Origin of the sequence: Pseudarthrobacter sp. R1, assembly GCF_024494415.1 — a bacterium.
Classification (GTDB): Bacteria; Actinomycetota; Actinomycetes; order Actinomycetales; family Micrococcaceae; genus Arthrobacter.
The window spans coordinates 166,665-187,990 of sequence record NZ_JAMKFI010000005.1 but is presented as its reverse complement, the minus strand read 5'-3'; the positions used below and the strand labels follow the sequence as shown (position 1 = coordinate 187,990).

Sequence of the window (21,326 nt, the reverse complement as noted above, 5' to 3'; positions counted from 1 at the left end):
TCCTCCCGCTACGCGCCAGTGCTGCCCGCTACAGGAAGATGTCCGGAACCAGCCGGTCCTCCGGTGCCCCCAGGCTGTAGGGACGGAAGTCCTCCACGCCGGCTGCGGCCAGCACCTCTTCATCGGTGTAGAAGTTGCCGCTGGCGGCACCGCCGGGGCGAAGATTGGCGCCGGTCAATACGGCGTGGGCGGCATCAGCCATGATCTGCGGCCCGCGGGCGGCCTGGACCATGTGGTGGCCGCGGGGCATGTTGCGGATGGCTGCTGTATCGATCAGGGTGCACGGCCACAGTGAGTTGACGCTGATACCGTCGCCCTTCAGCTCCTCTGCGAGCCCCAGGGTGGTCAGGCTCATCCCGTACTTAGCCATGGTGTAGGCCAGGTGCTTTCCGGCCCAGTGCGGATCAAGGTTCAGCGGGGGTGAAAGCGTAAGGATGTGACCGCCGGCGGAGGCGCGCAGCACCGGCAATGCCAGTTTGGACAGCAGGAACGTCCCGCGGACATTGATGTCCTGCATCAGGTCGTACTTTTTCATGTCCACGGCATCGGTGCCGGACAGGTCTATGGCAGAGGCGTTGTTCACAACGATGTCGATGCCCCCGAAGCGGTCCAGGGCCGCAGAAACAGCTCCCGCGACGTCCTCGTCACGCCGGACGTCGCCAACCAGCGGAAGCGCCTGGCCGCCAGCCGCCTCCAACTGTTCGGCTGCCGTGTAGACGGTGCCTTCGAGTTTCGGATGCGGCTCCCCGGTCTTGGCCAGCAGCACTATGTTGGCGCCGTCCTGCGCCGCCCTGGTGGCGATGGCCAGCCCGATTCCACGGCTTCCGCCGGAGATCAGGATGGTGCGACCACGGAGGGTACCGGAGGGCTGGTAGGGGCTTGCAGGCGATCCCGAAGCGTCGTTGCTCAAAGTCATAAAACCACTCTAACCCAGTTATGTTACTGGCGAGTAACATAACTGGGCGGGCGGCGGCACGGCAGAAAATTGTAGGTTTTCTACAGCGGCGGGCGTCAGAAGCGTCACTAGACTAGCCAGCAGGGTTCGTTTTTTGTGTGGATGCTACTTAACTCCCGCATCAGACCTGCCACGAAGGACAGCGCCACAGGACCAATCTGCTACAGAGCCGGAGATATTTTGATGAGCCACGATCTGACAACGACAGCGGGAAAGATCGCCGATTTCCGCGACCGCCAGGCCCGTGCTGAACAGCCCTCCGGCCCCGAAGCGATCGAAAAGCAGCACGCCCGCGGCAAGAACACTGCCCGGGAACGCATCGCCCTCCTGCTCGATGAAGACTCCTTCGTGGAATTCGATGCCCTGGCGGTACACCGCTCCACTGCATTCGGGATGGAAAAGAAGAAGCCGCTGGGCGACGGCCTGGTCTCCGGGTACGGCACCGTGGACGGTCGCCCCGTAGCCGTTTACAGCCAGGACTTCTCCGTTTACGGCGGCTCCCTCAGCCAGGTCAACGGCGAAAAGATCGTCAAGGTGCAGGAGTTCGCACTTCGCAACGGCTGCCCCGTGGTGGGCATCCTGGACGGCGGCGGAGCCCGCATCCAGGAAGGCGTGGCCTCACTGGCCATGTTCGCCGATATCTTCCGCAACAACGTCCACGCCTCCGGTGTGGTGCCGCAGATCTCCCTGATCATGGGCCCCTCCGCCGGCGGTGCGGCCTACTCCCCCGCCCTCACCGACTACGTGGTGATGGTGGACAAAACCTCGCACATGTTCATCACCGGCCCGGACGTCATCAAGACCGTCACCGGCGAGGACGTGGACATGGAAACCCTGGGCGGCGCACGCCAGCACAACGCCACCACGGGCACCTCCACCTATCTTGCCTCCGACGAAGCCGACGCCATCGAATTCGTGCGTGAACTGCTGGACTTCCTGCCCTCCAACAACCTCGCCGAGGCACCCGTGCTGGAACACCAGCAGGAGCTGGAGGTCGACGACGACGACCTCGCCCTGGACACGCTGATCCCGGATTCAGCGAACCAGCCCTACGACATGCGCAGCGTTGTTGAGCAGATCGTGGACGACGCCCACTTCCTGGAGATGCAGGCCCTGTACGCGCCCAACGTGATGATCGGGTACGGCCGGGTGGAGGGCCACACGGTTGGCATCGTGGCCAACCAGCCCCTGCAGTTCGCGGGCACCCTGGACATCGCTGCTTCCGAAAAGGCCGCCCGCTTTGTCCGCCACTGCGACGCGTTCAACATCCCCATCATCACCCTGGTGGACGTCCCCGGGTTCCTGCCCGGCAAGGACCAGGAATTCCAGGGCATCATCCGCCGCGGCGCCAAGCTCCTGTACGCGTACGCCGAGGCTACCGTCCCCAAGCTCACTGTGATCACCCGCAAGGCCTATGGCGGCGCTTACATCGTGATGGGCTCCAAGAAGTTGGGCGCGGACCTGAACCTGGCGTGGCCCACCGCGCAGATCGGCGTGATGGGTGCGCAGGGGGCCGTGAACATCCTTTACCGCCGCGACCTCGTAGCCGTTGCCGAAGCCGGCGGAGACGTCGAGGCGCGGCGGGCCGAAGTGATCCGGCAGTACGAGGAAGAGCTTCTGAACCCGTACCAGGCAGCCGAACTGGGCTATGTCGACGCCGTCATCGCCCCCTCCGAAACCAGGACCCAGATCATCAAGGGGCTGCGTGCGCTCCGCGACAAACGCGCCAGCCTTCCCACCAAGAAGCATGGGAACATCCCGCTGTGACCGTCCCCACCGGCTCCCGGCCCTCGCAAGCTCAAGCCGGGTCCCTCGCCGGCGTGGGCCCAGCCACCGAGCCTGCCGCCCCCCTGCTGTCTGTTGTTAAAGGCCAGCCGACGGCCGAGGAACTGGCGGCACTGACCGCCGTCGTCCTTTCCCTGGGAGGCGGGGAGCCCGCACCCGCCGGCAAGCCGTCGGTGCGGCACTGGGTGCGCCGGCAGCAGCTGCGGCTGGCCCCTACGCCGGGGCCCGGGGCGTGGAAGCGAAGCCGTGGCTGAAAGGCGTACCTTCCCGCCTTTCGGGCGCTAGTCTCGTGGTGTGACTACAGACGCTGCTCCCGCCGCCCGCCCGAAAACCCGCATCGATGCCGTCGCGGACGAATACACGGACACGCTCATCCGGCTCAACCCGTCCTTCGCCACCACCCTCGGCGTGCCCGGCCACGAGACCGAATACCAGGATTTCTCCCCCGCCGGCATCGCGGAGTTCGCGGAGGCTGCCCGGAAGGCCCTCACCGACCTTGAGGGACTCGAGCCCGAGGACGACGTCGACGCCGTCACCCTTGACGCCATGCAGGAGCGGCTGGGCCTGCAGCTGCTGATCCATGCCTCCGGCTGGGAGTACGCGGACCTGAACAACATCGCCTCCCCCGCCCAGGACATCCGTGCCATCTTCGATCTCATGCCCACGGAAACAGAGCAGGACTGGCGGCACATCGCCGGCCGCGCATCTAACGTCCCGGGGGCTATTGCCGGCTACATCGACTCCCTGCGGCAGGCGAGGGACGCCGGCCGGGTTTCGGCCGCGCGCCAGGTAAACATAGTTATTGAGCAGACCACAAAGTACGCAGCGGAGGACGGCTTCTTCGCGAAGCTCGCGGCCGGAGCATCCACTGCCGCCGGGCCGCTGCCCGCCGCCGTTCAGGAGGAGCTCGACGCCGGTGCTGCCGCCGCCCGGAGCGCCTACGCCGGACTGGCCGGGTTCCTCCGGACCGAGCTGCTGCCCGCCGCGCCCGCAAAGGACGCCGTGGGCCGGGCCAGGTATACGCTGGCCTCGCGTTCCTTCCTTGGCGCAACCGTGGACCTGGAGGAAACCTACGCCTGGGGCGTAGAGGAACTCGACCGCCTCATCGCCCAGCAGGAACACGTGGCGCACACCATCAAGGCCGGTGCCACCATCGCCGAGGCCAAGGAGATCCTGAACAACGATCCCGCGCGCCAGCTCAAGGGTAAGGAAGCGCTGCGGGAGTGGATGCAGGAACTTTCAGACAAAGCCGTGGCGGAACTGGCCGGCGTCCACTTCGACATACCCGATGCCATGAGGAAACTCGAGTGCCTCATCGCCCCCACCGATGAGGGCGGCATCTACTACACCGGCCCGTCGGACGACTTCAGCCGTCCCGGCCGCATGTGGTGGTCCGTCCCCGCCGGTGAGGACACCTTTACCACCTGGGCCGAGACCACCACGGTGTTCCATGAAGGCGTTCCCGGCCACCACCTCCAGGTGGCCACTGCCACCTACCGCCGCGAACTGCTGAACAAATGGCGCCGGAACGTCTGCTGGACCTCCGGCCACGGCGAGGGCTGGGCACTCTACGCCGAGAAGCTCATGCAGGAACTGGGCTACCTGGCCGATCCCGGTGACCACATGGGCATGCTGGACATGCAGCGGATGCGCGCCGCCCGCGTGGTGTTCGACATCGGCGTCCACCTCGAACTCGAAGTCCCCGAACGCTGGGGCACCGGCACCTGGACCGCGGACAAGGGCTACGAATTCCTGAAACAGAACCTCCCCATCAGCGAAGGACAGCTCAACTTCGAGTTCACCCGATACCTCGGCTGGCCAGGCCAGGCACCCTCCTACAAGGTAGGCCAGCGCCTCTGGGAACAGATCCGCGCAGAACTCGAAGCCCGCCCCGGCTTCGACCTGAAGGAGTTCCACACAAGGGCTTTGAACATCGGCTCTGTTGGACTCGATACCCTGCGGCGGGCACTGCTCTGATAGTCCTTACCCCGTGGCCCCAAGGGGCCCCTCCTCGGCGCGCTGCTCGTTCCTCGCTTTGACGCGCGCTGCCGGAGGGCCCCCTTGTGTCCACTTTGAGCGAGACATTAACCACAGCGCGGGTGGGAATACTTAACAAAGCTCCTTCAAACCCTTGATTTCGCGGGGATTTTTTACTGCTGGAGAAACTTGGGCCGCGTAATATTTCTCAATGTTCGCTCGTCGTGATATGGAGCCGGAACCTATCGTATTCGGGTGAGCACTCAAACCCGCCCCTCAGAATCCGCAGGAAAGACCGGCTTCCAGCTCCCCAAGTGGGCTGGCTTGTTCGGCTTCCAAATCATCGCCGCCCTCATCGTCGGGCTTGGCCTCGGACTGCTGGCCAAGTACACCGGCAGCACCAAAGCCAGCCCCAACGGCCTCGGCGCCACACTGCAGACCATCGGCTCCAGCTACGTGTCCCTGCTGCAGACCGCCGTCGTGCCCCTGATCTTCACCGCCGTCGTCAGCTCCATCTCCAACCTCCGCCAGGTCTCCAACGCCGCCAAGCTCGCGTGGAACACCCTGCTGTGGTTCGCCATCACTTCCCTGATCGCCGTGCTGATCGGCATCGGCCTGGGTGTCCTGCTGCAGCCCGGCGCCAATACCGGCATCACCGAGGAAGCCAAGTACTCCGGCAAGTCCGGTGACTGGTGGGCCTTCCTGGTAGGCCTCTTCCCCAAGAACTTCCTCGGCCTGGGCGCCAGCTCCACCGTTGCCGAGTCCGGCGCCGTCACCACCTCGGTCAGCTTCAACGTGCTCCAGATCCTGGTGATCGCCATCGCCGTCGGTGTTGCCGCACTCAAGGTAGGCAAGGCCGCCGAGCCGTTCCTGAACCTGAACGCCTCTGCACTGGCCGTCATCCAGAAGGTGCTGTGGTGGATCATCCGCGTCGCACCGCTGGGTACCGTGGGCCTCATCGGCAACGCCGTGGCTGTCTACGGCTGGGACACCATCGGCTCGCTGGGCAAGTTCACCTTCGCCATCTACGTAGGCCTGGCCCTGGTCATCTTCGCGGTCTACCCCATCCTGGTCCGCACCCACGGACTGTCGGTCAAGCAATACTTCTCCGGCGTGTGGCCCGCCGTCCAGCTGGCCTTCGTCTCCCGCTCCTCGGTGGGCACCCTGCCCCTGACCCAGCGTGTGACCGAACGCAGCCTCGGTGTCCCCCGCGCCTACGCTTCCTTCGCCGTGCCGCTGGGCGCCACCACCAAGATGGACGGCTGCGCGGCAATCTACCCCGCCATCTCCGCCATCTTCGTCGCCCAGTTCTTCGGCATCCAGCTCGACTTCAGCCAGTACCTGCTGATCGCACTGGTATCGGTCCTGGGCTCTGCCGCAACGGCCGGCACCACCGGCGCCGTGGTGATGCTCACGCTGACCCTGTCCACGCTGGGACTGCCGCTTGCCGGCGTCGGCCTGCTCCTCGCCATCGATCCCATCCTGGACATGGGCCGCACCGCGGTGAACGTCGCCGGCCAGGCGCTCGTCCCCACCATCGTGGCCAAGCGCCAGGGCATCCTGGACGAGGAGCTGTACAACGCTCCCCGCAACGGCACACCTTTTGTTGACGACACTGCGGACACCGCCGCTGCCGCCCCGTCCGACGGAACCTCCACGGACACCACAACGCGCGAACTGGCGGACGCGAAGGCCTAAGGGTCTTGCGCTCACCCCTGCAGTAGAAAAAAGTCCCCTGGAATTTCCCCGGGGACTTTTTTTATGCCGTCAACACCTCAGCGGCCGCCGCCGATGACGCCGTTTTCCACCGCCTTGGTCACGGCGTCAGCCTCGGCCTGAGTCAGCTTTCCGTCCGCCACGGCCTGGTCCAGCCGCGTTGTGAGAGCCGCGGCCTTCTCTGCTCGTTTCTCCGCGCGGAGCTCCGCCAAGGCTGCGGTGACCTTGGACTCCTCGATGCCCAGCGTCCCGGACAGCGATGTGGCCAAGGCTGCGTCACGGGTGGCGGCATCGGGCTTCGTGCCTTCTGTGGGCGGGGTTGCGGGCTTGTTCGCTTCACGGAAAGCCTGCAGCGCCTCCGTCACTTTGGCTTCCTCCACCCCGAGCTTCTCTGCCAACGCGGATGCCTGTGCGATGCCGCGCTCCCCACCGCGGCCGCCGTGCCTGCCCATGCCTCCGCCCGGCGCGGTGCTGGTGCTCCCGTCCGCGGATGCGCTGGAGCTGGCACTGGGTGCCGGAGCCGGTGTTGTGGTGGCGGACGCTACGCCGGCAACTCCGATTCCGCCAACAAGGGCAAGCGCCGTGGCTGACAGCCCGAGGGTCATTTTCTTTGTGCGTGACATCTTCTTGTCTCCTGGATCCGCCGTCAGTGACGGCTGCTGATGGTTCGCCTCCTTCGAGGCACCACCAGCATCCCGAGGCAGGTTCTGGAAGAGCTGTTCGGAACCTTTCAGCTACCTGTGAAAGTGGGCGTACAAAAACTTGCCCACAGTGCAAACTTGCACATAGTGTAAAGGCGTGACCACTTCCGTCAGCCCGGCTGCTCCCTCGCCCGCAGGCCCTACCCGCCGCGAGTTGAACAAGGCTGCCACCCGGCAGGCGATCACGGACGCCGCCCTGTCGCTGCTGCAGAGCCGTGGCCCGGGCAGCTTCACGGTGGAGGACATCGCCGATGCCGCGGGAATTTCCCGGCGCACCTTCTTCAACTACTTCAGCAGCACCGACGCCGCCCTCGCCTCCGTCACCCACGGCTTCCTGGACAACGCCATCCAGCAGTTTCGGCTCCGCCCGGCCGAGGAACCCATCCTGCAGTCGGCCCAGGCAGCCCTGATGGCCCTGGCAGATCCCATGACCGTGGCTCCTTTGGCCGAGCTGTTTACCCTCACCCAGCAGAGCAGCCTGATGGCCCATTCAGAACTTGAAGCGTGGGACCACTGCAGGGAGCAGATCACCGCTGTGGCCAGGGAACGAGCGGCCGGAACGCCCGGCGCCGACGACGAGCTCTACCTCCGTGCCTTGGCGGGCTCCGTGATTTCCTGCGGCAAAGCGGCCATGGAAGTCTGGTTCACCCGCCGCGGCGCCGACCTCTCACCGGCGTCGCTCGCCGAACTCCGGCAACTGCTGATTGACGCCATGGCGCTCCTGGGTTCCGGTTTCACGGCAGTCCAACCCCCTTCCCCTTCACGTTCCGACTCCCGTTCCTCCTGATCAGATCGGTTACCCTTCATGGCACTGCTCCTTTACCGCTTGGGCAAGTTCTCCCACCGCCGCCGCTGGCTGGTCATCTCGCTGTGGCTGGCCGCCCTGGTGGCCGTGGGCGGCTCGGCCGCGGCCTTCCACGGCACGCTGTCCAACAACTTCCAGATTCCGGGCACCGAAACCCAGCGCATCGCGGACAAGCTGAAGGAAGAACTTCCCTCAGCATCCGGCGGCACCGCCACCATCGTTTTTGAAGCGCCCGACGGCGGATTCACCGCCGAAAGCCGCGCCGCCGTCACCAACGCGTTGAAGAAGCTTGAGACCGTCCCGGACGTCCGCGGCACGGTGGATCCGTTCGCAACCCAGGCGCAAGTGGACCAGGCCGGACGGGCCATTACCGCTGGCGAACAGCAGCTTGCGGCGGGCCAGGCACAATTGGACGCCTCCCGCGCCGAGCTGGACGCCGGCAAGGCGCAGCTTGCAGCCGCCGAACAGCAGCTGGCTGCAGCCGGCGCCCCGGCAACCCTCATCGAGGCACAGCTTGGCCAGCAGCAAGCTGCGCTCGCGGAAGGACAGGCAAAGCTCGACGCCGGCGCCCGGGAACTGGAAGCCAGCAAGGCGAAGCTGGAACTGGGTAAGCGCCAGGCAGAAGCTTCCTCGGCCATCCGGTTCGTCTCCGAGGACGGCCGCGCCGCCGTAGCGCAGGTACAGTTCAGCACCTCCATCAACGGCCTGAGCCCCGACGTCCGCCAGCAGGTCCAGGACATTGCCCATGAAACCTCGGCAGCCGGCGTCACCGCCTATGCCAGCAAGGAAATCACCGAGGACATTTCGGAACTCTTCGGCGCCGCAGAGATCATCGGCATCGCCGTCGCGGCCCTGGTGCTGATCATCATGCTGGGGACGCTGATCGCCGCCGGGCTGCCGCTGCTCATGGCAGTGGTGGGTGTCGGCGTGGGCGTCGGAATCACCTTCGCCCTCTCCGGCCTCTTCGACATGAGCTCCATCTCCCCCATGCTTGCCCTCATGCTGGGCCTGGCCGTGGGAATCGACTACTCCCTGTTCATCGTCAACCGGCACCGGACGCAGCTCCTCGCCGGCATGGCACAGGAGGAATCGGTAGCCCGCGCCACCGGCACCTCAGGAAACGCAGTGGTTTTCGCGGGCCTCACGGTGATCATCGCCCTGGCTGCGCTGGTGGTCCCCGGGCTTCCCTTCCTTGCCGTGATGGGCCTGGCTGCGGCCGGAACCGTGGCAGTGGCCGTGCTGGTGGCCATCACGCTCACGCCGGCCATGCTGTCCCTGATCGGACGCCGCATTATCTCCCGGCGCGCCTGGGCCAAAGCAGAAGCCCACAATGCCCAACCTGGCCATGAAGCTGACGATGAAGCCCAGGACCGCGAGCGCAGCACCCGCGGCTGGGGCGGCCTCGTCACCCGGTATCCTGTGCTGGCGCTCCTGGCCGGTGTGCTCCTCCTGGGTACCCTCGCCCTGCCCGCCACCCAACTGCAGCTTGCACTGCCCGATGGCGGTTCCGAGCCGGTGGAGTCCGAGGCGTACCAGGCCTATGACCTGACAGCCCGCAGCTTCGGCGAAGGCGTCACCGGCCCCATCGTGGCCGTGGGTGAGTTCCCGGCGGACCTGGACGATTCACAGGCGCAGGCCCTGCAGTACGACGTCGCAGACAAGCTCCGCGCCGTGGACAACGTGGTGGCCGCCGTACCCGTTGCCCTCAGTGACGACCGCCGCACCGCGGTATTCCAGGTCCTTCCAGAAGAAGGACCCGCCAGCGCCAGCACCGTGCAGGTGGTCTCCGAACTGCGCGGCCTTAACGACGAAATCCAGTCCGAGTACAACGTGGCGATGGGCCTGACGGGGCAGACTGCCGGGAACGTGGATGTCTCCACCAAGCTCGGTGACGCCCTGCCGCCCTACCTGGCGATCGTCGTCGGGCTTTCCCTGCTCCTCCTGCTGCTGGTGTTCCGCTCCATCGTTGTCCCGCTGCTCGCAACGGGCGGATTCCTGCTCTCCCTCGCCGCTGCATTCGGGGCCGTGGTGGCGGTGTACCAGTGGGGCTGGCTGGGAGGCGTGTTCGACGTCGCCAACCCCGGCGCCGTCCTGAGCTTCCTGCCCATCATCCTGATCGGCGTGCTCTTTGGACTGGCCATGGACTACCAGGTGTTCATTGCCTCGGGAATGCGTGAAGCGTACATGCACGGGTCCTCCGCCAAGCAGGCGGTCCGGGTGGGATTCCGGCATGCAGCCGCAGTGGTGACGGCGGCGGCGATCATTATGGTCAGTGTGTTCGCCGGCTTCATCTTCAGCCACCTCACCATGGTGCGGCCGCTTGGCTTCGCGATGGCGTTCGGCGTGCTGCTTGATGCCTTTGTGGTGCGCATGACCATCGTTCCTGCCGTGATGTACCTGCTGGGAGAGAAGTCCTGGTGGCTCCCCCGCTGGCTGGACCGGATCCTGCCGGACGTCGACGTGGAGGGCGCCAAGCTCAGCCGGCCCGAGGCGGCCCCGGCACCACAGGCGCTGGTCCACTAGGCTGAAACTGTGGTCCGCCTGATTCTCGCTTCCCAGTCCCCCGCCCGCACCAAACTCCTCGCCGAGGCCGGCATCAGGCATACGGTCCTGGTGTCGGACGTCGATGAGGATGCGGTCCAGGCGCGGTACGGCGTCACCGACGCGCACGACACCGCACTGCTGCTGGCCCGGGCGAAAGCGGAGGCTGTGGCGGCGCTGCCGGAAGCGGAGGGGGCGCTGGTACTCGGGTGCGACTCCGTGTTCGAGTTCGACGGCGAGGCGCACGGCAAACCGTACACTGCCGCCGTCGCCCGTGAGCGCATGCTGCGGATGAGCGGCAACGCCGGGGTCCTGCATACAGGGCATTGGCTGGTGGACTGCCGCGATACAGACCCCGACGACGGCGCAGCCCCCGGCACCGGCGCCACCCTGGGAACGGTGGCATCGGCGGAGGTTTCCTTCCTGGACATGGATGTGGCGGAGATCGATGCCTACATCGCCACCGGCGAGCCGCTGCACTGCGCCGGGTCCTTCACCATCGATGGCCTCGGCGGGGCGTTCATCCGAAAGGTCGACGGCGACCCGCACGCCGTCGTCGGCCTGTCCGTCTCCACGCTCCGCGGCTTGCTCGCCCAGGCGCAGGTGCGCATCACCGAACTCTGGCAGCCTGCGTAAAGCGGGACGATTTCGGGAAGTCTTGTAGCTTCCCTACAAAGCAACGCCGCTTTACACGCGGATTCCGCAAGTAATATCGGCGGAACCCTCAAAACCGCGCTAGGCTCCCTGAAGGAAAGAAGGAGACGCCTTGTCAGCAAATTTGGAGCAGTCCGCACGTCCCACGCAGTCGACCCTCACAAAGGTGCTGATCGCCAACCGCGGTGAAATCGCGGTACGCATCATCCGCGCCGCCCGTGATGAAGGCATCGCCTCCGTTGCCGTCTACGCCGACGCAGACCGCGACGCGCTGCACGTCCGCCTTGCTGACGAAGCCTACGCGCTGGGCGGGAACACCGCCGCCGAGTCCTACCTGGTGATGGACAAGATCATCGACGCAGCGCGCCAGTCCGGCGCCGATGCCATCCACCCCGGCTACGGATTCCTGGCCGAAAACGCCCAGTTCGCTGCCCGGGTGATCGAGGCCGGCATCACGTGGATCGGCCCGTCCCCGGAGGCCATCTCCGCCCTCGGCGACAAGGTCCAGGCCCGGCACATCGCAGAGAAGGTGGGCGCACCCCAGGTCCCCGGCACCGCGGACCCCGTCAAGTCCGCCGAGGAAATCCTTGACTTCGTGGACCAGTACGGGCTGCCCGTGGCCATCAAGGCAGCCTTCGGCGGCGGCGGGCGCGGCATCAAGGTGGCCCGCAGCCGCGACGAGATTCCCGAACTCTTTGAATCCGCTGTCCGTGAGGCCACTGCCGCCTTCGGCCGCGGCGAGTGCTTCATCGAGCGCTTCCTGGATGCGCCCCGCCATGTGGAAACGCAGTGCCTGGCCGACGCGCACGGAAACGTTGTGGTGGTCTCCACGCGCGACTGCTCGCTGCAGCGCCGCAACCAGAAGCTCGTGGAGGAGGCGCCGGCCCCGTTCCTGACCGAGGAGCAGAACCGCCGCCTGTACGAGTCCTCCAAGGCCATCCTGAAAGAGGCCGGCTACCTCGGCGCCGGCACCTGCGAATTCCTGGTGGGCCAGGACGGCACCATCTCCTTCCTTGAGGTGAACACCCGCCTGCAGGTGGAGCACTGTGTTTCCGAGGAAGTCACCGGCATCGACCTGGTGCGCGAGCAGTTCCGCCTGGCCCGCGGCGAGGAACTCGGCTACGACGATCCCGAAGTCCGTGGCCACTCCTTTGAATTCCGCATCACCGGCGAAGACCCGGGCCGGAACTTCCTGCCGGCCCCGGGCACTCTCCGGGTCCTGAAGAACCCCACCGGCCCCGGCATCCGCATCGACTCCGGTGTGGAGCAGGGCGATGTGATCAGCGGCAACTTTGATTCAATGCTGTCCAAGCTCATCGTGACGGGTGCCAGCCGGCCGCAGGCCCTGCAGCGGGCCCGCCGCGCCCTCGAAGAGATGGTGGTCGAGGGCATCCCCACGGTGATCCCGTTCGACCTTGCCGTGGTCTCGGACCCCGCATTCGCGCCGGCCGAGGGCCCCTTCCGCGTGCACACACGCTGGATCGAAACCGAGTTTGTCAACAACCTCCCGGCCTGGACCCCCGACGGCGGCGCCGGCACCGACGTGGACGCCGAAGAGCGGCAGCGCGTGGTGGTTGAAGTGGGCGGCAAACGGCTTGAGGTAGTACTCCCGGCCTCGCTCGGTTCCGTGGGAACCGGCTCCGCCGGCACTGCTCCCAAGGCCGGCAAGTCGAAGAAGCGCTCCCGCTCGGGCGGTACGGCAGCAGCGACCGGCAACGCGCTGACTTCCCCCATGCAGGGCACCATCGTCAAGGTGGCCGTGGCGGACGGCGATGTTGTGGCCGAGGGAGACCTCGTTGTGGTCCTCGAAGCGATGAAGATGGAGCAGCCGCTGACGGCACACCGCTCCGGAACCATCACCGGCCTCACCGCCGCACCCGGGGAAACGGTGTCAGCCGGCGCCGTCATCGCCACCATCGAAGACTAGCAAGCGCCGGAGGCCCCCCATGCTCGCACCAAGTTTTGAAGAAGAAGTGGACCGCTACCATCTGGCCGTCCCCGAAATCACCCGGGGCAACCCCGGACCTGTGAAGGAACTGTACTCGCGGCTTGACGACGTCACGCTGGCGAACCCCTTCGGCGGCATTGCCCGCGGCTGGGCGCAGGTGGAAGCCCGGCTGGACCAGGCTGCCCGCCAGTTCCAGGACGGCGAGATGCTCGGGTTCGACACCATCACGTCCTACACAGCACGCGACACTGCTTTCCTGGTGGAGACGGAACATTTCCGTGCGCGGCTGGACGGCGCCGCCGTCGCCGAGGAGTTCGCGCTCCGCGTGACCAGTGTCTTCCGCCGCGAGGAAGGGTACTGGAAGCTTGTGCACCGCCATGCTGATCCCGCTGCCCGGCCGCAGTCCCGCCGGTCCCTGAGCCAGCCCGCCAACAGCTGACAGGTTCCGGCGGAAGAGGCAGACTTAGCAGATGCTGCCTTTTCTGCTCCTGGCGTCAAGGGCCGAAGACGCCGCTGCTGAGGACGAATACGCCGCCTATCTGCGCTACGGCGGGCTGGAGCCCCAGGAGTTACGGCGCATCCGGCTGGAGGCCGCACCCCTGCCTGAGCTGGACCTCGCGGATTACTCGGGGGTGATCGTGGGCGGCAGCCCGTTCACGTCCAGCGACCCGCCGGAGCACAAGACTCCGACGCAGCACCGGGTGGAACGCGAATTGTCCGGTCTCCTGGACCAGCTGGTGGCCCGGGACTTCCCGTTCCTCGGTGCCTGCTATGGCGTTGGCACCCTGGGGACGCACCAGGGCGCCGTGATCGACAGGACCTTCGGAGAACCACTCGGCGCCGCGGAGGTTGAGCTGACGGACGCGGGCCTGGAGGATCCGGTGCTGGCCGGCATGCCCAGGAGGTTCACCGCCTTCACGGGGCACAAGGAGGCCTGCACGGTCCTGCCGCCGCACGCCGTACTGCTGGCCAGGTCCGCCGCCTGTCCAGTCCAGATGTTCCGCATCCGCAGGAACCTCTACGCCACCCAGTTCCACCCCGAACTGGACGTGGACGGCCTCGTCACGAGGATCGACATCTACCGCCACGCCGGCTACTTTCCGCCGGAGGCGGCGGAGGAGTTGATGGCGCAGGCCCGGCAGTTCACCGTCACCGAGCCGATGAACATCCTGAAGAATTTCGTGGCCCATTACGCCTCGGGGACGTAGAAATGCCCGGCGGGTCCGTGGACCACGCCGGGCATTTCCGGTCAATCAAGGGCGATATCTCAGGCCACGTTGTTCTCGTAGTCCACGTCGCGGGTTTCCTTGCTGACGAACAGTGCGATGAGGGTCAGCACGGCCATGGAAGTCAGGTAAATCCCCACCAGTACCGGGCTGCCGTCCGCCAGTTCCCACAGCGCCACGGCAATGAACGGAGCCACCGCTGCGCCCAGGATGCTGGAGAAGTTGTAGCTCACAGCCGATCCTGTGTAGCGGACGTTGGTGGGGAACAGCTCCGGCAGAAGCGCACCCATCGGCCCGAAGGTCAGGCCCATCAGGGAGAAGCCGATGACCAGCAGTGCCATGGTGCCAATGAATCCGCCGCTGAACAGCGGGACAAAAAGCAGGCCGAAAACGAAGATGCCGCCCGTGACCGCAAGAAGCATCTTGCGCCGGCCGTATTTCTCAGCCAGCGGCCCGGAGACCAGCGTGAAGATTCCGAAGAATACGACGCCGGCGATCAGCATCCACAGGAAGTCGTTCCGGGTGTAGCCCAGGCCGGGAACGAAGGCAGCCGCGGCGGCCTCCGTCATCGGCTTTCCAGCCTTTTCGGCGGCTGCCCGGGCATCCTCGAGGCTGTCCGGCCGGGTGCCGTAGGTCAGGGTGAACGTGGTCATCAGGTAGAAGAGCACGTAGGTGGCAAGCATGATGAACGTGCCAAGGATCAGCTGGCGCCAGCTCGTCTTGAACACCCGGCCCAGGGGCAGCTTGGCCACCTCGTTGGACTCAAGGACCTTGGTGAAGGCCGGAGTTTCGATCAGTTTCAGGCGGACGTAGAGGCCGATGATGACCATCACGGCACTGAGCAGGAACGGCACGCGCCAGCCCCAGGACTGGAAGTCAGCCGGGGACAGCGCGTAGCTGAAGACCAGGAAGATCACGTTGGCGATGATAAAGCCGATGGGGGCGCCCAGCTGCGGGAAGGTGCCGTAGATGGCGCGCTTGTTGGCCGGAGCGTTCTCCGTGGCCAGCAGCGCGGCGCCGCTCCATTCGCCACCCAGGGCCAGGCCCTGGGCGAACCGCATAACCACCAGCAGTGCCGGAGCCCAGAATCCCCAGCCTGGTACCAGCGCGGTGGGCAGGCAGCCGATCAGGAACGTCGCAATGCCCATGGTCAGCAGGGATGCCACCAGTGTGCCCTTGCGCCCGAACTTGTCGCCAAAGTGGCCAAAAACAATGGAACCCAGCGGGCGGGCGACAAATGCCACCCCAAAGACGGCAAAGGAGCTCAGGAGCTGGGTGGTTTCATTCTGGTTGGGGAAGAACAGCTGCGGGAAAACCAGTACGGCTGCCGTCGCGTAGACGTAGAAGTCGTAGAACTCCACTGTGGTGCCGATCAGGCTGGCGACGATCACGCGGCCGCGTGAATTCACCGGCTGCGGGGGTCCGGGCACCGTGGAGGTATTGGGGGATGACATAGGTAAACGCTTTCGTGAGAACCGGCCAGGCCGTGCCTTCAGGCCCGGCTCGAAATAGTTAGAGTTCAATATTAGTTCCCGCGGTCCAGTCAATGGACGAAAGGTCCACTATCCGGACATGTGCCGTGCGTCTCACTGTGTGGCCATCCTGCCAGCCTCACGTCCGTCCCGGGCCGCCGATAGGCAAATGTCACAGCGCGTTAACAAACATCGTCGGTCCACGAAACGCGGTGTCCCTACCTTGGAGGAACAACATCCCCCCGAAGGAGGTACCCCGTGACTGTTGACCGCACCGCTGATGCCGGCCCCGGCAATTCCCTTGATTTGGACGAAGCCGCAAGGCCCGGAACCCCCGCATCCGCCAGCGCACAGCCCGGCTCTACCCGCACCACAGACGCACCCGCCCTTGAATTCCGCCCCGGCCGCTGGATCGCCAACTGGGATGCCGAGAACAAGGACCAGTGGGAATCCGCAGGCCGCACCATTGCGCGCCGCAACCTCAACTGGTCAATCTTCGCCGAGTTCCTCGGCTTCGTTGTGTGGCAGCTCTGGTCCATCGTGGTGGTCCAGCTGCCCGCAGCAGGCTTCAACTTCTCCACTTCCGAAATTTTCTGGCTGATCTCCATGCCCAGCCTGGTGGGCGCAACCCTGCGCATCCCCTACACCTTTATGGTCCCCCGCTTCGGCGGCCGCAACTGGACCATCGTTTCCGCCCTGCTCCTCCTGATCCCCTCCATCGGCCTGGCACTGTGCGTCTCCAACCCGGAAACCCCGTTCGGCGTCATGCTGCTCGTGGCGGCCCTCGCCGGCTTCGGCGGCGGAAACTTCGCCAGCTCCATGGCCAACATCACCTTCTTCTATCCGGCACGGGAAAAGGGATGGGCGCTGGGCCTGAACGCCGCCGGCGGCAACATGGGTGCCGCCGTCGCACAGCTCGCTGTCCCGATCGTGATCACCCTGCTGGCCGTAGGCACCGTCAACCTGCCCATGGCCGGCTGGATGTGGGTGCCGTTCATCCTGGTGGCAGCCTTCGGCGCCTGGAAGTTCATGGACAACCTCACCAGCGCCAAGGGTGACATCGCGGGTTCAGTGGCTGCACTGAAGGAACCGCACCTGTGGATCATGGCCCTGCTGTACATCGGAACCTTCGGCTCCTTCATCGGCTTCGCCGGTGTGTTCCCCAAGCTCATCAAGGACTACTTCCCGGCCTTCTCCTCCATCGGAGTAGGCACCGTGGCACTCTCGCTGGCCTTCCTCGGCCCGCTGGTCGGCTCGCTGGCACGGCCGTACGGCGGACGCATGGCCGACAGGATGGGCGGCGCACGCATGACCGTGGCTGCCTTCGCTTCCATGGCCATCATCACCCTCACCATGATCTGGACCCTGCCGCTGAAGAACTTCTGGCTCTTCCTGGTCCTCTTCCTGATGCTCTTCACCGCCAGCGGCTTCGGCAACGGCGCAACCTACCGGATGATCCCCATCATCTTCGCCACCTCCAGCCGGGCCGCGAAGACCGGAGCCAGCACCGTGCAGACCCAGCGGCTCGCGTCCTCCGCCCTCGGCCTCATCTCGGCCATCGGCGCGTACGGCGGCTTTGTGATTCCACAGGTGCTGAACGCCTCCAACACCGCCAGCGGATCCTACACACCGGCCTTCTACGGATTCGTCGGGGCTTACGTCCTGATGCTGGTTGTCTGCTGGGCCTTCTACATCCGCAACGCCAACCGAAATGCGATGGGACACGTCTAAGATGACCAAAAGCGCCGACACGCACTGCCCTTACTGCGCCCTGCAGTGCGCCATGACGCTCACGTCTCCAGCGGAACTGGCCCCGGCTTCCCAGCCGGGGTCAGTCCCCGTGTCAGCACCGCCGGCAGCCGGGAGGCCCGGCCTTGGGGTGCCCGGCAAGGCACCCCTCGAGGTGAGCGGCCGGGACTTTCCCACCAACCGCGGCGGCCTCTGCCGCAAGGGCTGGACCTCCGCCGCCCTTTTGAACCACCCGGGCCGGATTACCGAGCCCCTCCTGAAGGGCGCCGACGGCGTCCACCGCCCCATCAGCTGGGACCATGCCCTGGACCTTGCGGCGTCCGCCGTTAAGGCCGCCCGCGCCCGCTACGGGCGGGACTCAGTGGGCGTTTTCGGCGGCGGCGGCCTCACCAACGAAAAGGCGTACATGCTGGGCAAGTTCGCCCGGCTCGCCCTGGGCACCTCGCGCATCGACTACAACGGACGGTTCTGCATGTCCTCGGCTGCGGCCGCGGGGATGCGGGCCTTCGGTGTTGACCGCGGCCTGCCCTTCCCGCTCGAAGCACTGGACACCGCGAGCACCATCCTGATGCTGGGTTCCAACGTGGCCGAAACCATGCCGCCCTTCGTCCAGCACCTGAAGGGAACGCGCGACGCCGGCGGGCTGGTCGTGGTGGATCCGCGCCGCTCAGCCACGGCCGCCTTTACAGCCGACGGCGGCGGCCTGCACCTCCAGCCCCTCCCGGGAACCGACCTCGCCCTCCTGCTGGGCATCTCCCACGTCGTCATCCACGAGAACCTGGTGGACACCACCTACCTCGAGGAACGTACCTCGGGCTACAGCGCCGTGGCCCGCAGCGTGAACTCCTTCTGGCCCGAACGGGTGCAGTCCATCACCGGCGTCCCCGCGGAACTGATCCGTGAAACCGCACGCCGGCTCGCCGAGGGTGCGCGAAAGGGCGGCAGCTACATCCTCACCGGCCGTGGCGTGGAGCAGCATGTGGATGGCACCGATACCGCCACGGCTGCCATCAACCTCAGCCTCCTGCTCGGCCTGCCCGGATCGGCCCGCAGCGGCTACGGCACCCTCACCGGCCAGGGCAACGGCCAGGGCGGCCGGGAGCACGGCCAAAAGGCGGACCAGCTCCCCGGCTACCGCAAGATCACCGATCCCGCCGCCCGCACCCACGTAGCCAAGGTGTGGGGCGTTCCGGAAAACCTGATCCCCGGGCCCGGCCTGCCGGCAGTCCAGCTGCTTCAGTCACTGGGAAAGCCCGACGGCGTCCGCTGCCTTTTTGTCCACGCCTCCAATATCGTGGTGGCCTCCCCCGACGCCAACGCCGTCATCAACGGCCTGCGCAGCCTGGACTTCCTGATGGTCTGCGACTTCTTTATGTCCGAGACTGCGGCCGAGGCAGACCTCATTCTTCCCGTGCTGCAATGGGCGGAGGAGGAAGGCACGCTGACCAACCTCGAAGGCCGTGTCCTCCGCCGCCGCCGCGCCCTCACCCCGCCCGCCGGGGCCCGCAGCGAGCTCTGGATCATGGCACGGCTGGCTGAAGCCCTCGAAGCCCCGTCCACGTACAGCGAAGACCCGGAAACAGTGTTCGAGGAACTCCGGCTCGCTTCAGCCGGCGGACTCGCAGACTACTCCGGCATCGACTACGCCATGCTGGACCGCGGTGAAGCGGCCTACTGGCCCTATCCGTCCGGCAGCAAGGGAACCCCACGGCTATTCCAGGACAAGTTTGCCCACGCCGACGGCAAAGCCGTGATGACCCCGGTGACGCCCCGCCGTCGTCGTACTCCCGCCGGGACCCCCGTTAGGGACGCCCCAGCTCCGGGCGCGAAAACCATGACCCTCATCACCGGCCGCCTCCTGGAGCACTACCAGTCCGGCGCGCAGACCCGCCGGGTGGCTGAACTGCTGGAGGCCCGGCCCGAGGCCAGGCTGCAGCTCCATCCGGCCGCTGCGGCGGCCATGGGCATCACCGAAGGCGTGCTCGTCTCGGTGGCCAATGAGCGCGGCGAGGTTCTGTGCCGGGCTGAGCTCAGCACGGCAATCCGCCCGGATACCGTCTTCCTGCCGTTCCACTTCCCCGAGCTTGAGAGCGCCAACCGCCTCACCGAGGCCGCCACGGACCCCATCTCCGGAATGCCCGAATTCAAGTTCAACAAGGTGTGGGTCCGGCTGGCTGCCACACCCGTTTCAACCAACGTGCTTCAAACGACGGAGGCCTCATGAGCGAGCAAGTTGTCATCGTAGGATTCGGGCCGGTGGCTGCCCGGCTGGTTGATGAACTCCTGCCTGCCGTCCGCAGCGGTTCCCTGAACCTCACCGTGGTGGGCGCGGAAGCGGAAGCCGCGTACAACCGCGTACTGGTTGCCGACCTCGGCGTGGGGCGGACCACCGCTGACGCCCTGGCGCTTTCCGACGCCGACGCCCTGGCTGCAGAGGGCGTGGACGTCCGGCTGGGCGTACGCGTCCGCCGCGTGGACCGTGCCAGGCAACAGGTCCTCCTGTCCGACGGTGCCGTGGCGCACTACGACCGGCTGGTTTTCGCCACCGGTTCGCGTCCGGTGATTCCCAACCTGACCGGCATCAACCCGGATCCCACCTCGCCGGTCCTCCCCGCGGGAGTTACTGCGCTCCGCGACCTCCGTGATGCGGAGGTGCTGCGAAAGGCTGTGGACGGCGGCAAACGGGTGGTGGTCCTGGGCGGCGGCGTGCTCGGGCTGGAGACGGCCCTGGCCGCGGCGGAAGAAGGCGCCACCGTCACGGTGGTCCACAACGGGCCCCACCCGCTGGGCCGGAACATCGACCGCGGCGGCGGCACCGTCCTCGCTGCCAGCCTCAGGCGCTGCGGCGTCCGGATGGCCGGCAACGCGCGCTCCACCGGGGTGGAGCACAACGGGACCGACGGCGGGTTCTCGGCCCTGCTGCTTGACGACGGCTCCGCGATCGACGGCGACCTCCTTGTCATCTCGTGCGGGGTCCGTCCCCGCACGGAACTGGCAGAGGGCTGCGGGCTGTCCACCTCCGCCGGGATCCTGGTGGACCACCGGCTGCGGGCCCACCACGAACCGCACATCTTCGCCATCGGCGACTGCGCCGAAGTCCGTTGCGCCGCTCCGGACTGCGCGCGGTGCCGGAACGCCAAAGGCCCGTCCGGCTTGGTGGGCCCCGGGTGGCGCCAGGCCGAATGGCTCGCCGAGTACCTCACGCTCCTGGCATCCGCTGCTCCAGAGGCAGCAGAGCTGTTGCCGGAATTGCCCGCCGAGCAGGCCGGCGTCATTGTCCTGAAGGCACGCGGCATGAACATGGCTGTGGCCGGCGACAACACTGCTGAACCGTGGGACGAAGAGATCCTCACGGCCGGTGCCGTCAACGGCCGGCCCCGGCTGCAGATTGCCCAGTGGGCGGACCCTGAGCACGGCCGCTACGTGAAGATGACCACCCGCGGCGGCGTCCTGGAGGGCCTCGTCGCCGTGGGCATGCCGCGGACCGCGGCCGAGCTGGTCGGCCTGTTTGAACGCGGCGCGGAACTCCCCGCCGACAGGTCGCTGCTGCTCCGCCTCGACGGGCCGGACCAGCTCCCGGGTGCGGCTGCGGATCCCGGGGGAACCGTCTGCCGGTGTGCGGGCGTCAGCGGGGCCGCCATCGCGGGCGCGGTGGAGGAAGGCTGCTCAACCGTGGCCGAGGTGTCCAAGGCAACCCGGGCCGGCACCGGCTGCGGAGGCTGCCACGAGGACATCAGGGGGCTCATCGAAAAACACTTCTCCCCAGCCGCCCCCTAACCTCGCACGGCCGCACCGGC

At 66.5% G+C, this 21,326-nt stretch carries 16 protein-coding genes; 13 read left to right on the top strand and 3 right to left on the bottom strand.

Translation table 11 applies throughout. From position 1 onward, the window contains the following. Positions 1 to 28: 28 nt before the first annotated feature. Positions 29 to 916: an SDR family oxidoreductase gene (locus M8J71_RS05110; protein ID WP_256246896.1), complete on the bottom strand. Its 888-nt coding sequence runs from the start codon at positions 914 to 916 to the stop codon at positions 29 to 31. Positions 917 to 1,138: 222 nt separating this feature from the next. Between M8J71_RS05110 and M8J71_RS05105 the strand changes: the two genes are divergently transcribed. The 4 genes from M8J71_RS05105 (at position 1,139) to M8J71_RS05090 (ending at position 6,415) form a co-directional block, all read left to right on the top strand. Then, positions 1,139 to 2,722 carry an acyl-CoA carboxylase subunit beta gene (locus tag M8J71_RS05105; RefSeq protein WP_256246895.1) on the top strand — a complete coding sequence of 528 codons (1,584 nt, stop codon included), beginning with the start codon at positions 1,139 to 1,141 and terminating at the stop codon, positions 2,720 to 2,722. A gap of 53 nt (positions 2,723 to 2,775) precedes the next feature. Next, positions 2,776 to 2,994 (top strand): acyl-CoA carboxylase subunit epsilon, encoded by a 219-nt coding sequence (locus tag M8J71_RS05100; protein WP_256247060.1) that lies wholly within the window; start codon positions 2,776 to 2,778, stop codon positions 2,992 to 2,994. Between the two features lie 40 nt (positions 2,995 to 3,034). Then, positions 3,035 to 4,717 (top strand): DUF885 domain-containing protein, encoded by a 1,683-nt coding sequence (locus M8J71_RS05095; protein ID WP_256246894.1) that lies wholly within the window; start codon positions 3,035 to 3,037, stop codon positions 4,715 to 4,717. Between the two features lie 255 nt (positions 4,718 to 4,972). Beyond that, a complete protein-coding gene (locus M8J71_RS05090; protein WP_256246893.1) occupies positions 4,973 to 6,415 on the top strand; it encodes a dicarboxylate/amino acid:cation symporter in 1,443 nt (480 codons plus the stop codon). Positions 6,416 to 6,492: 77 nt separating this feature from the next. On the opposite strand, the gene M8J71_RS05085 is transcribed toward M8J71_RS05090, so the two are convergent. Further along, positions 6,493 to 7,056 (bottom strand): hypothetical protein, encoded by a 564-nt coding sequence (locus M8J71_RS05085; RefSeq protein ID WP_256246892.1) that lies wholly within the window; start codon positions 7,054 to 7,056, stop codon positions 6,493 to 6,495. Between the two features lie 175 nt (positions 7,057 to 7,231). Here M8J71_RS05085 and M8J71_RS05080 point away from each other — a divergent pair, with 175 nt between their 5' ends. From M8J71_RS05080 to M8J71_RS05055, 6 genes are all read left to right on the top strand, one after another. Continuing rightward, positions 7,232 to 7,921, top strand: a complete 690-nt coding sequence (locus tag M8J71_RS05080; protein WP_256246891.1) for a TetR/AcrR family transcriptional regulator — start codon at positions 7,232 to 7,234, stop codon at positions 7,919 to 7,921. Positions 7,922 to 7,939: 18 nt separating this feature from the next. Further along, the gene (locus tag M8J71_RS05075; RefSeq protein WP_256246890.1) at positions 7,940 to 10,462 is read left to right on the top strand and encodes an MMPL family transporter; all 2,523 of its coding nucleotides are present in this window, start codon (positions 7,940 to 7,942) and stop codon (positions 10,460 to 10,462) included. 9 nt (positions 10,463 to 10,471) lie between these two features. Continuing rightward, positions 10,472 to 11,116 carry a Maf family protein gene (locus tag M8J71_RS05070; RefSeq protein ID WP_256246889.1) on the top strand — a complete coding sequence of 215 codons (645 nt, stop codon included), beginning with the start codon at positions 10,472 to 10,474 and terminating at the stop codon, positions 11,114 to 11,116. A gap of 130 nt (positions 11,117 to 11,246) precedes the next feature. Beyond that, positions 11,247 to 13,061 carry an acetyl/propionyl/methylcrotonyl-CoA carboxylase subunit alpha gene (locus M8J71_RS05065; RefSeq protein ID WP_256246888.1) on the top strand — a complete coding sequence of 605 codons (1,815 nt, stop codon included), beginning with the start codon at positions 11,247 to 11,249 and terminating at the stop codon, positions 13,059 to 13,061. A gap of 19 nt (positions 13,062 to 13,080) precedes the next feature. Further along, positions 13,081 to 13,521 (top strand): YybH family protein, encoded by a 441-nt coding sequence (locus tag M8J71_RS05060; protein ID WP_163164330.1) that lies wholly within the window; start codon positions 13,081 to 13,083, stop codon positions 13,519 to 13,521. 31 nt (positions 13,522 to 13,552) lie between these two features. Continuing rightward, on the top strand, positions 13,553 to 14,290 hold the full coding sequence (locus tag M8J71_RS05055; protein WP_256246887.1) for a glutamine amidotransferase: 738 nt from the start codon (positions 13,553 to 13,555) through the stop codon (positions 14,288 to 14,290). 59 nt (positions 14,291 to 14,349) lie between these two features. Here M8J71_RS05055 and M8J71_RS05050 read toward each other — a convergent pair whose 3' ends face one another. After that, positions 14,350 to 15,762 carry an MFS transporter gene (locus tag M8J71_RS05050; RefSeq protein ID WP_256246886.1) on the bottom strand — a complete coding sequence of 471 codons (1,413 nt, stop codon included), beginning with the start codon at positions 15,760 to 15,762 and terminating at the stop codon, positions 14,350 to 14,352. 276 nt (positions 15,763 to 16,038) lie between these two features. On the opposite strand from M8J71_RS05050, the gene M8J71_RS05045 reads away from it, so the two are divergent. The 3 genes from M8J71_RS05045 to M8J71_RS05035 are packed head-to-tail and all read left to right on the top strand — an operon-like array spanning position 16,039 to position 21,306. Then, positions 16,039 to 17,511: an MFS transporter gene (locus M8J71_RS05045; RefSeq protein WP_256246885.1), complete on the top strand. Its 1,473-nt coding sequence runs from the start codon at positions 16,039 to 16,041 to the stop codon at positions 17,509 to 17,511. Between the two features lies 1 nt (position 17,512). Next, a complete protein-coding gene (locus tag M8J71_RS05040) occupies positions 17,513 to 19,753 on the top strand; it encodes a molybdopterin oxidoreductase family protein (RefSeq protein WP_256246884.1) in 2,241 nt (746 codons plus the stop codon). Further along, the gene (locus M8J71_RS05035) at positions 19,750 to 21,306 is read left to right on the top strand and encodes an FAD-dependent oxidoreductase (protein WP_256246883.1); all 1,557 of its coding nucleotides are present in this window, start codon (positions 19,750 to 19,752) and stop codon (positions 21,304 to 21,306) included. Before M8J71_RS05040 ends, M8J71_RS05035 begins: the two co-directional genes overlap by 4 nt. Positions 21,307 to 21,326 lie beyond the last annotated feature (20 nt).

Bases quoted from the DNA above. Each gene is read 5' to 3' on its own strand.
- M8J71_RS05110 (WP_256246896.1), bottom strand. From the start codon at position 916: ATGACTTTGAGCAACGACGCTTCGGGATCGCCTGCAAGCCCCTACCAG.
- M8J71_RS05105 (WP_256246895.1), top strand. From the start codon at position 1,139: ATGAGCCACGATCTGACAACGACAGCGGGAAAGATCGCCGATTTCCGC.
- M8J71_RS05085 (WP_256246892.1), bottom strand. From the start codon at position 7,056: ATGTCACGCACAAAGAAAATGACCCTCGGGCTGTCAGCCACGGCGCTT.
- M8J71_RS05075 (WP_256246890.1), top strand. From the start codon at position 7,940: ATGGCACTGCTCCTTTACCGCTTGGGCAAGTTCTCCCACCGCCGCCGC.
- M8J71_RS05060 (WP_163164330.1), top strand. From the start codon at position 13,081: ATGCTCGCACCAAGTTTTGAAGAAGAAGTGGACCGCTACCATCTGGCC.
- M8J71_RS05055 (WP_256246887.1), top strand. From the start codon at position 13,553: ATGCTGCCTTTTCTGCTCCTGGCGTCAAGGGCCGAAGACGCCGCTGCT.
- M8J71_RS05050 (WP_256246886.1), bottom strand. From the start codon at position 15,762: ATGTCATCCCCCAATACCTCCACGGTGCCCGGACCCCCGCAGCCGGTG.
- M8J71_RS05040 (WP_256246884.1), top strand. From the start codon at position 17,513: ATGACCAAAAGCGCCGACACGCACTGCCCTTACTGCGCCCTGCAGTGC.
- M8J71_RS05035 (WP_256246883.1), top strand. From the start codon at position 19,750: ATGAGCGAGCAAGTTGTCATCGTAGGATTCGGGCCGGTGGCTGCCCGG.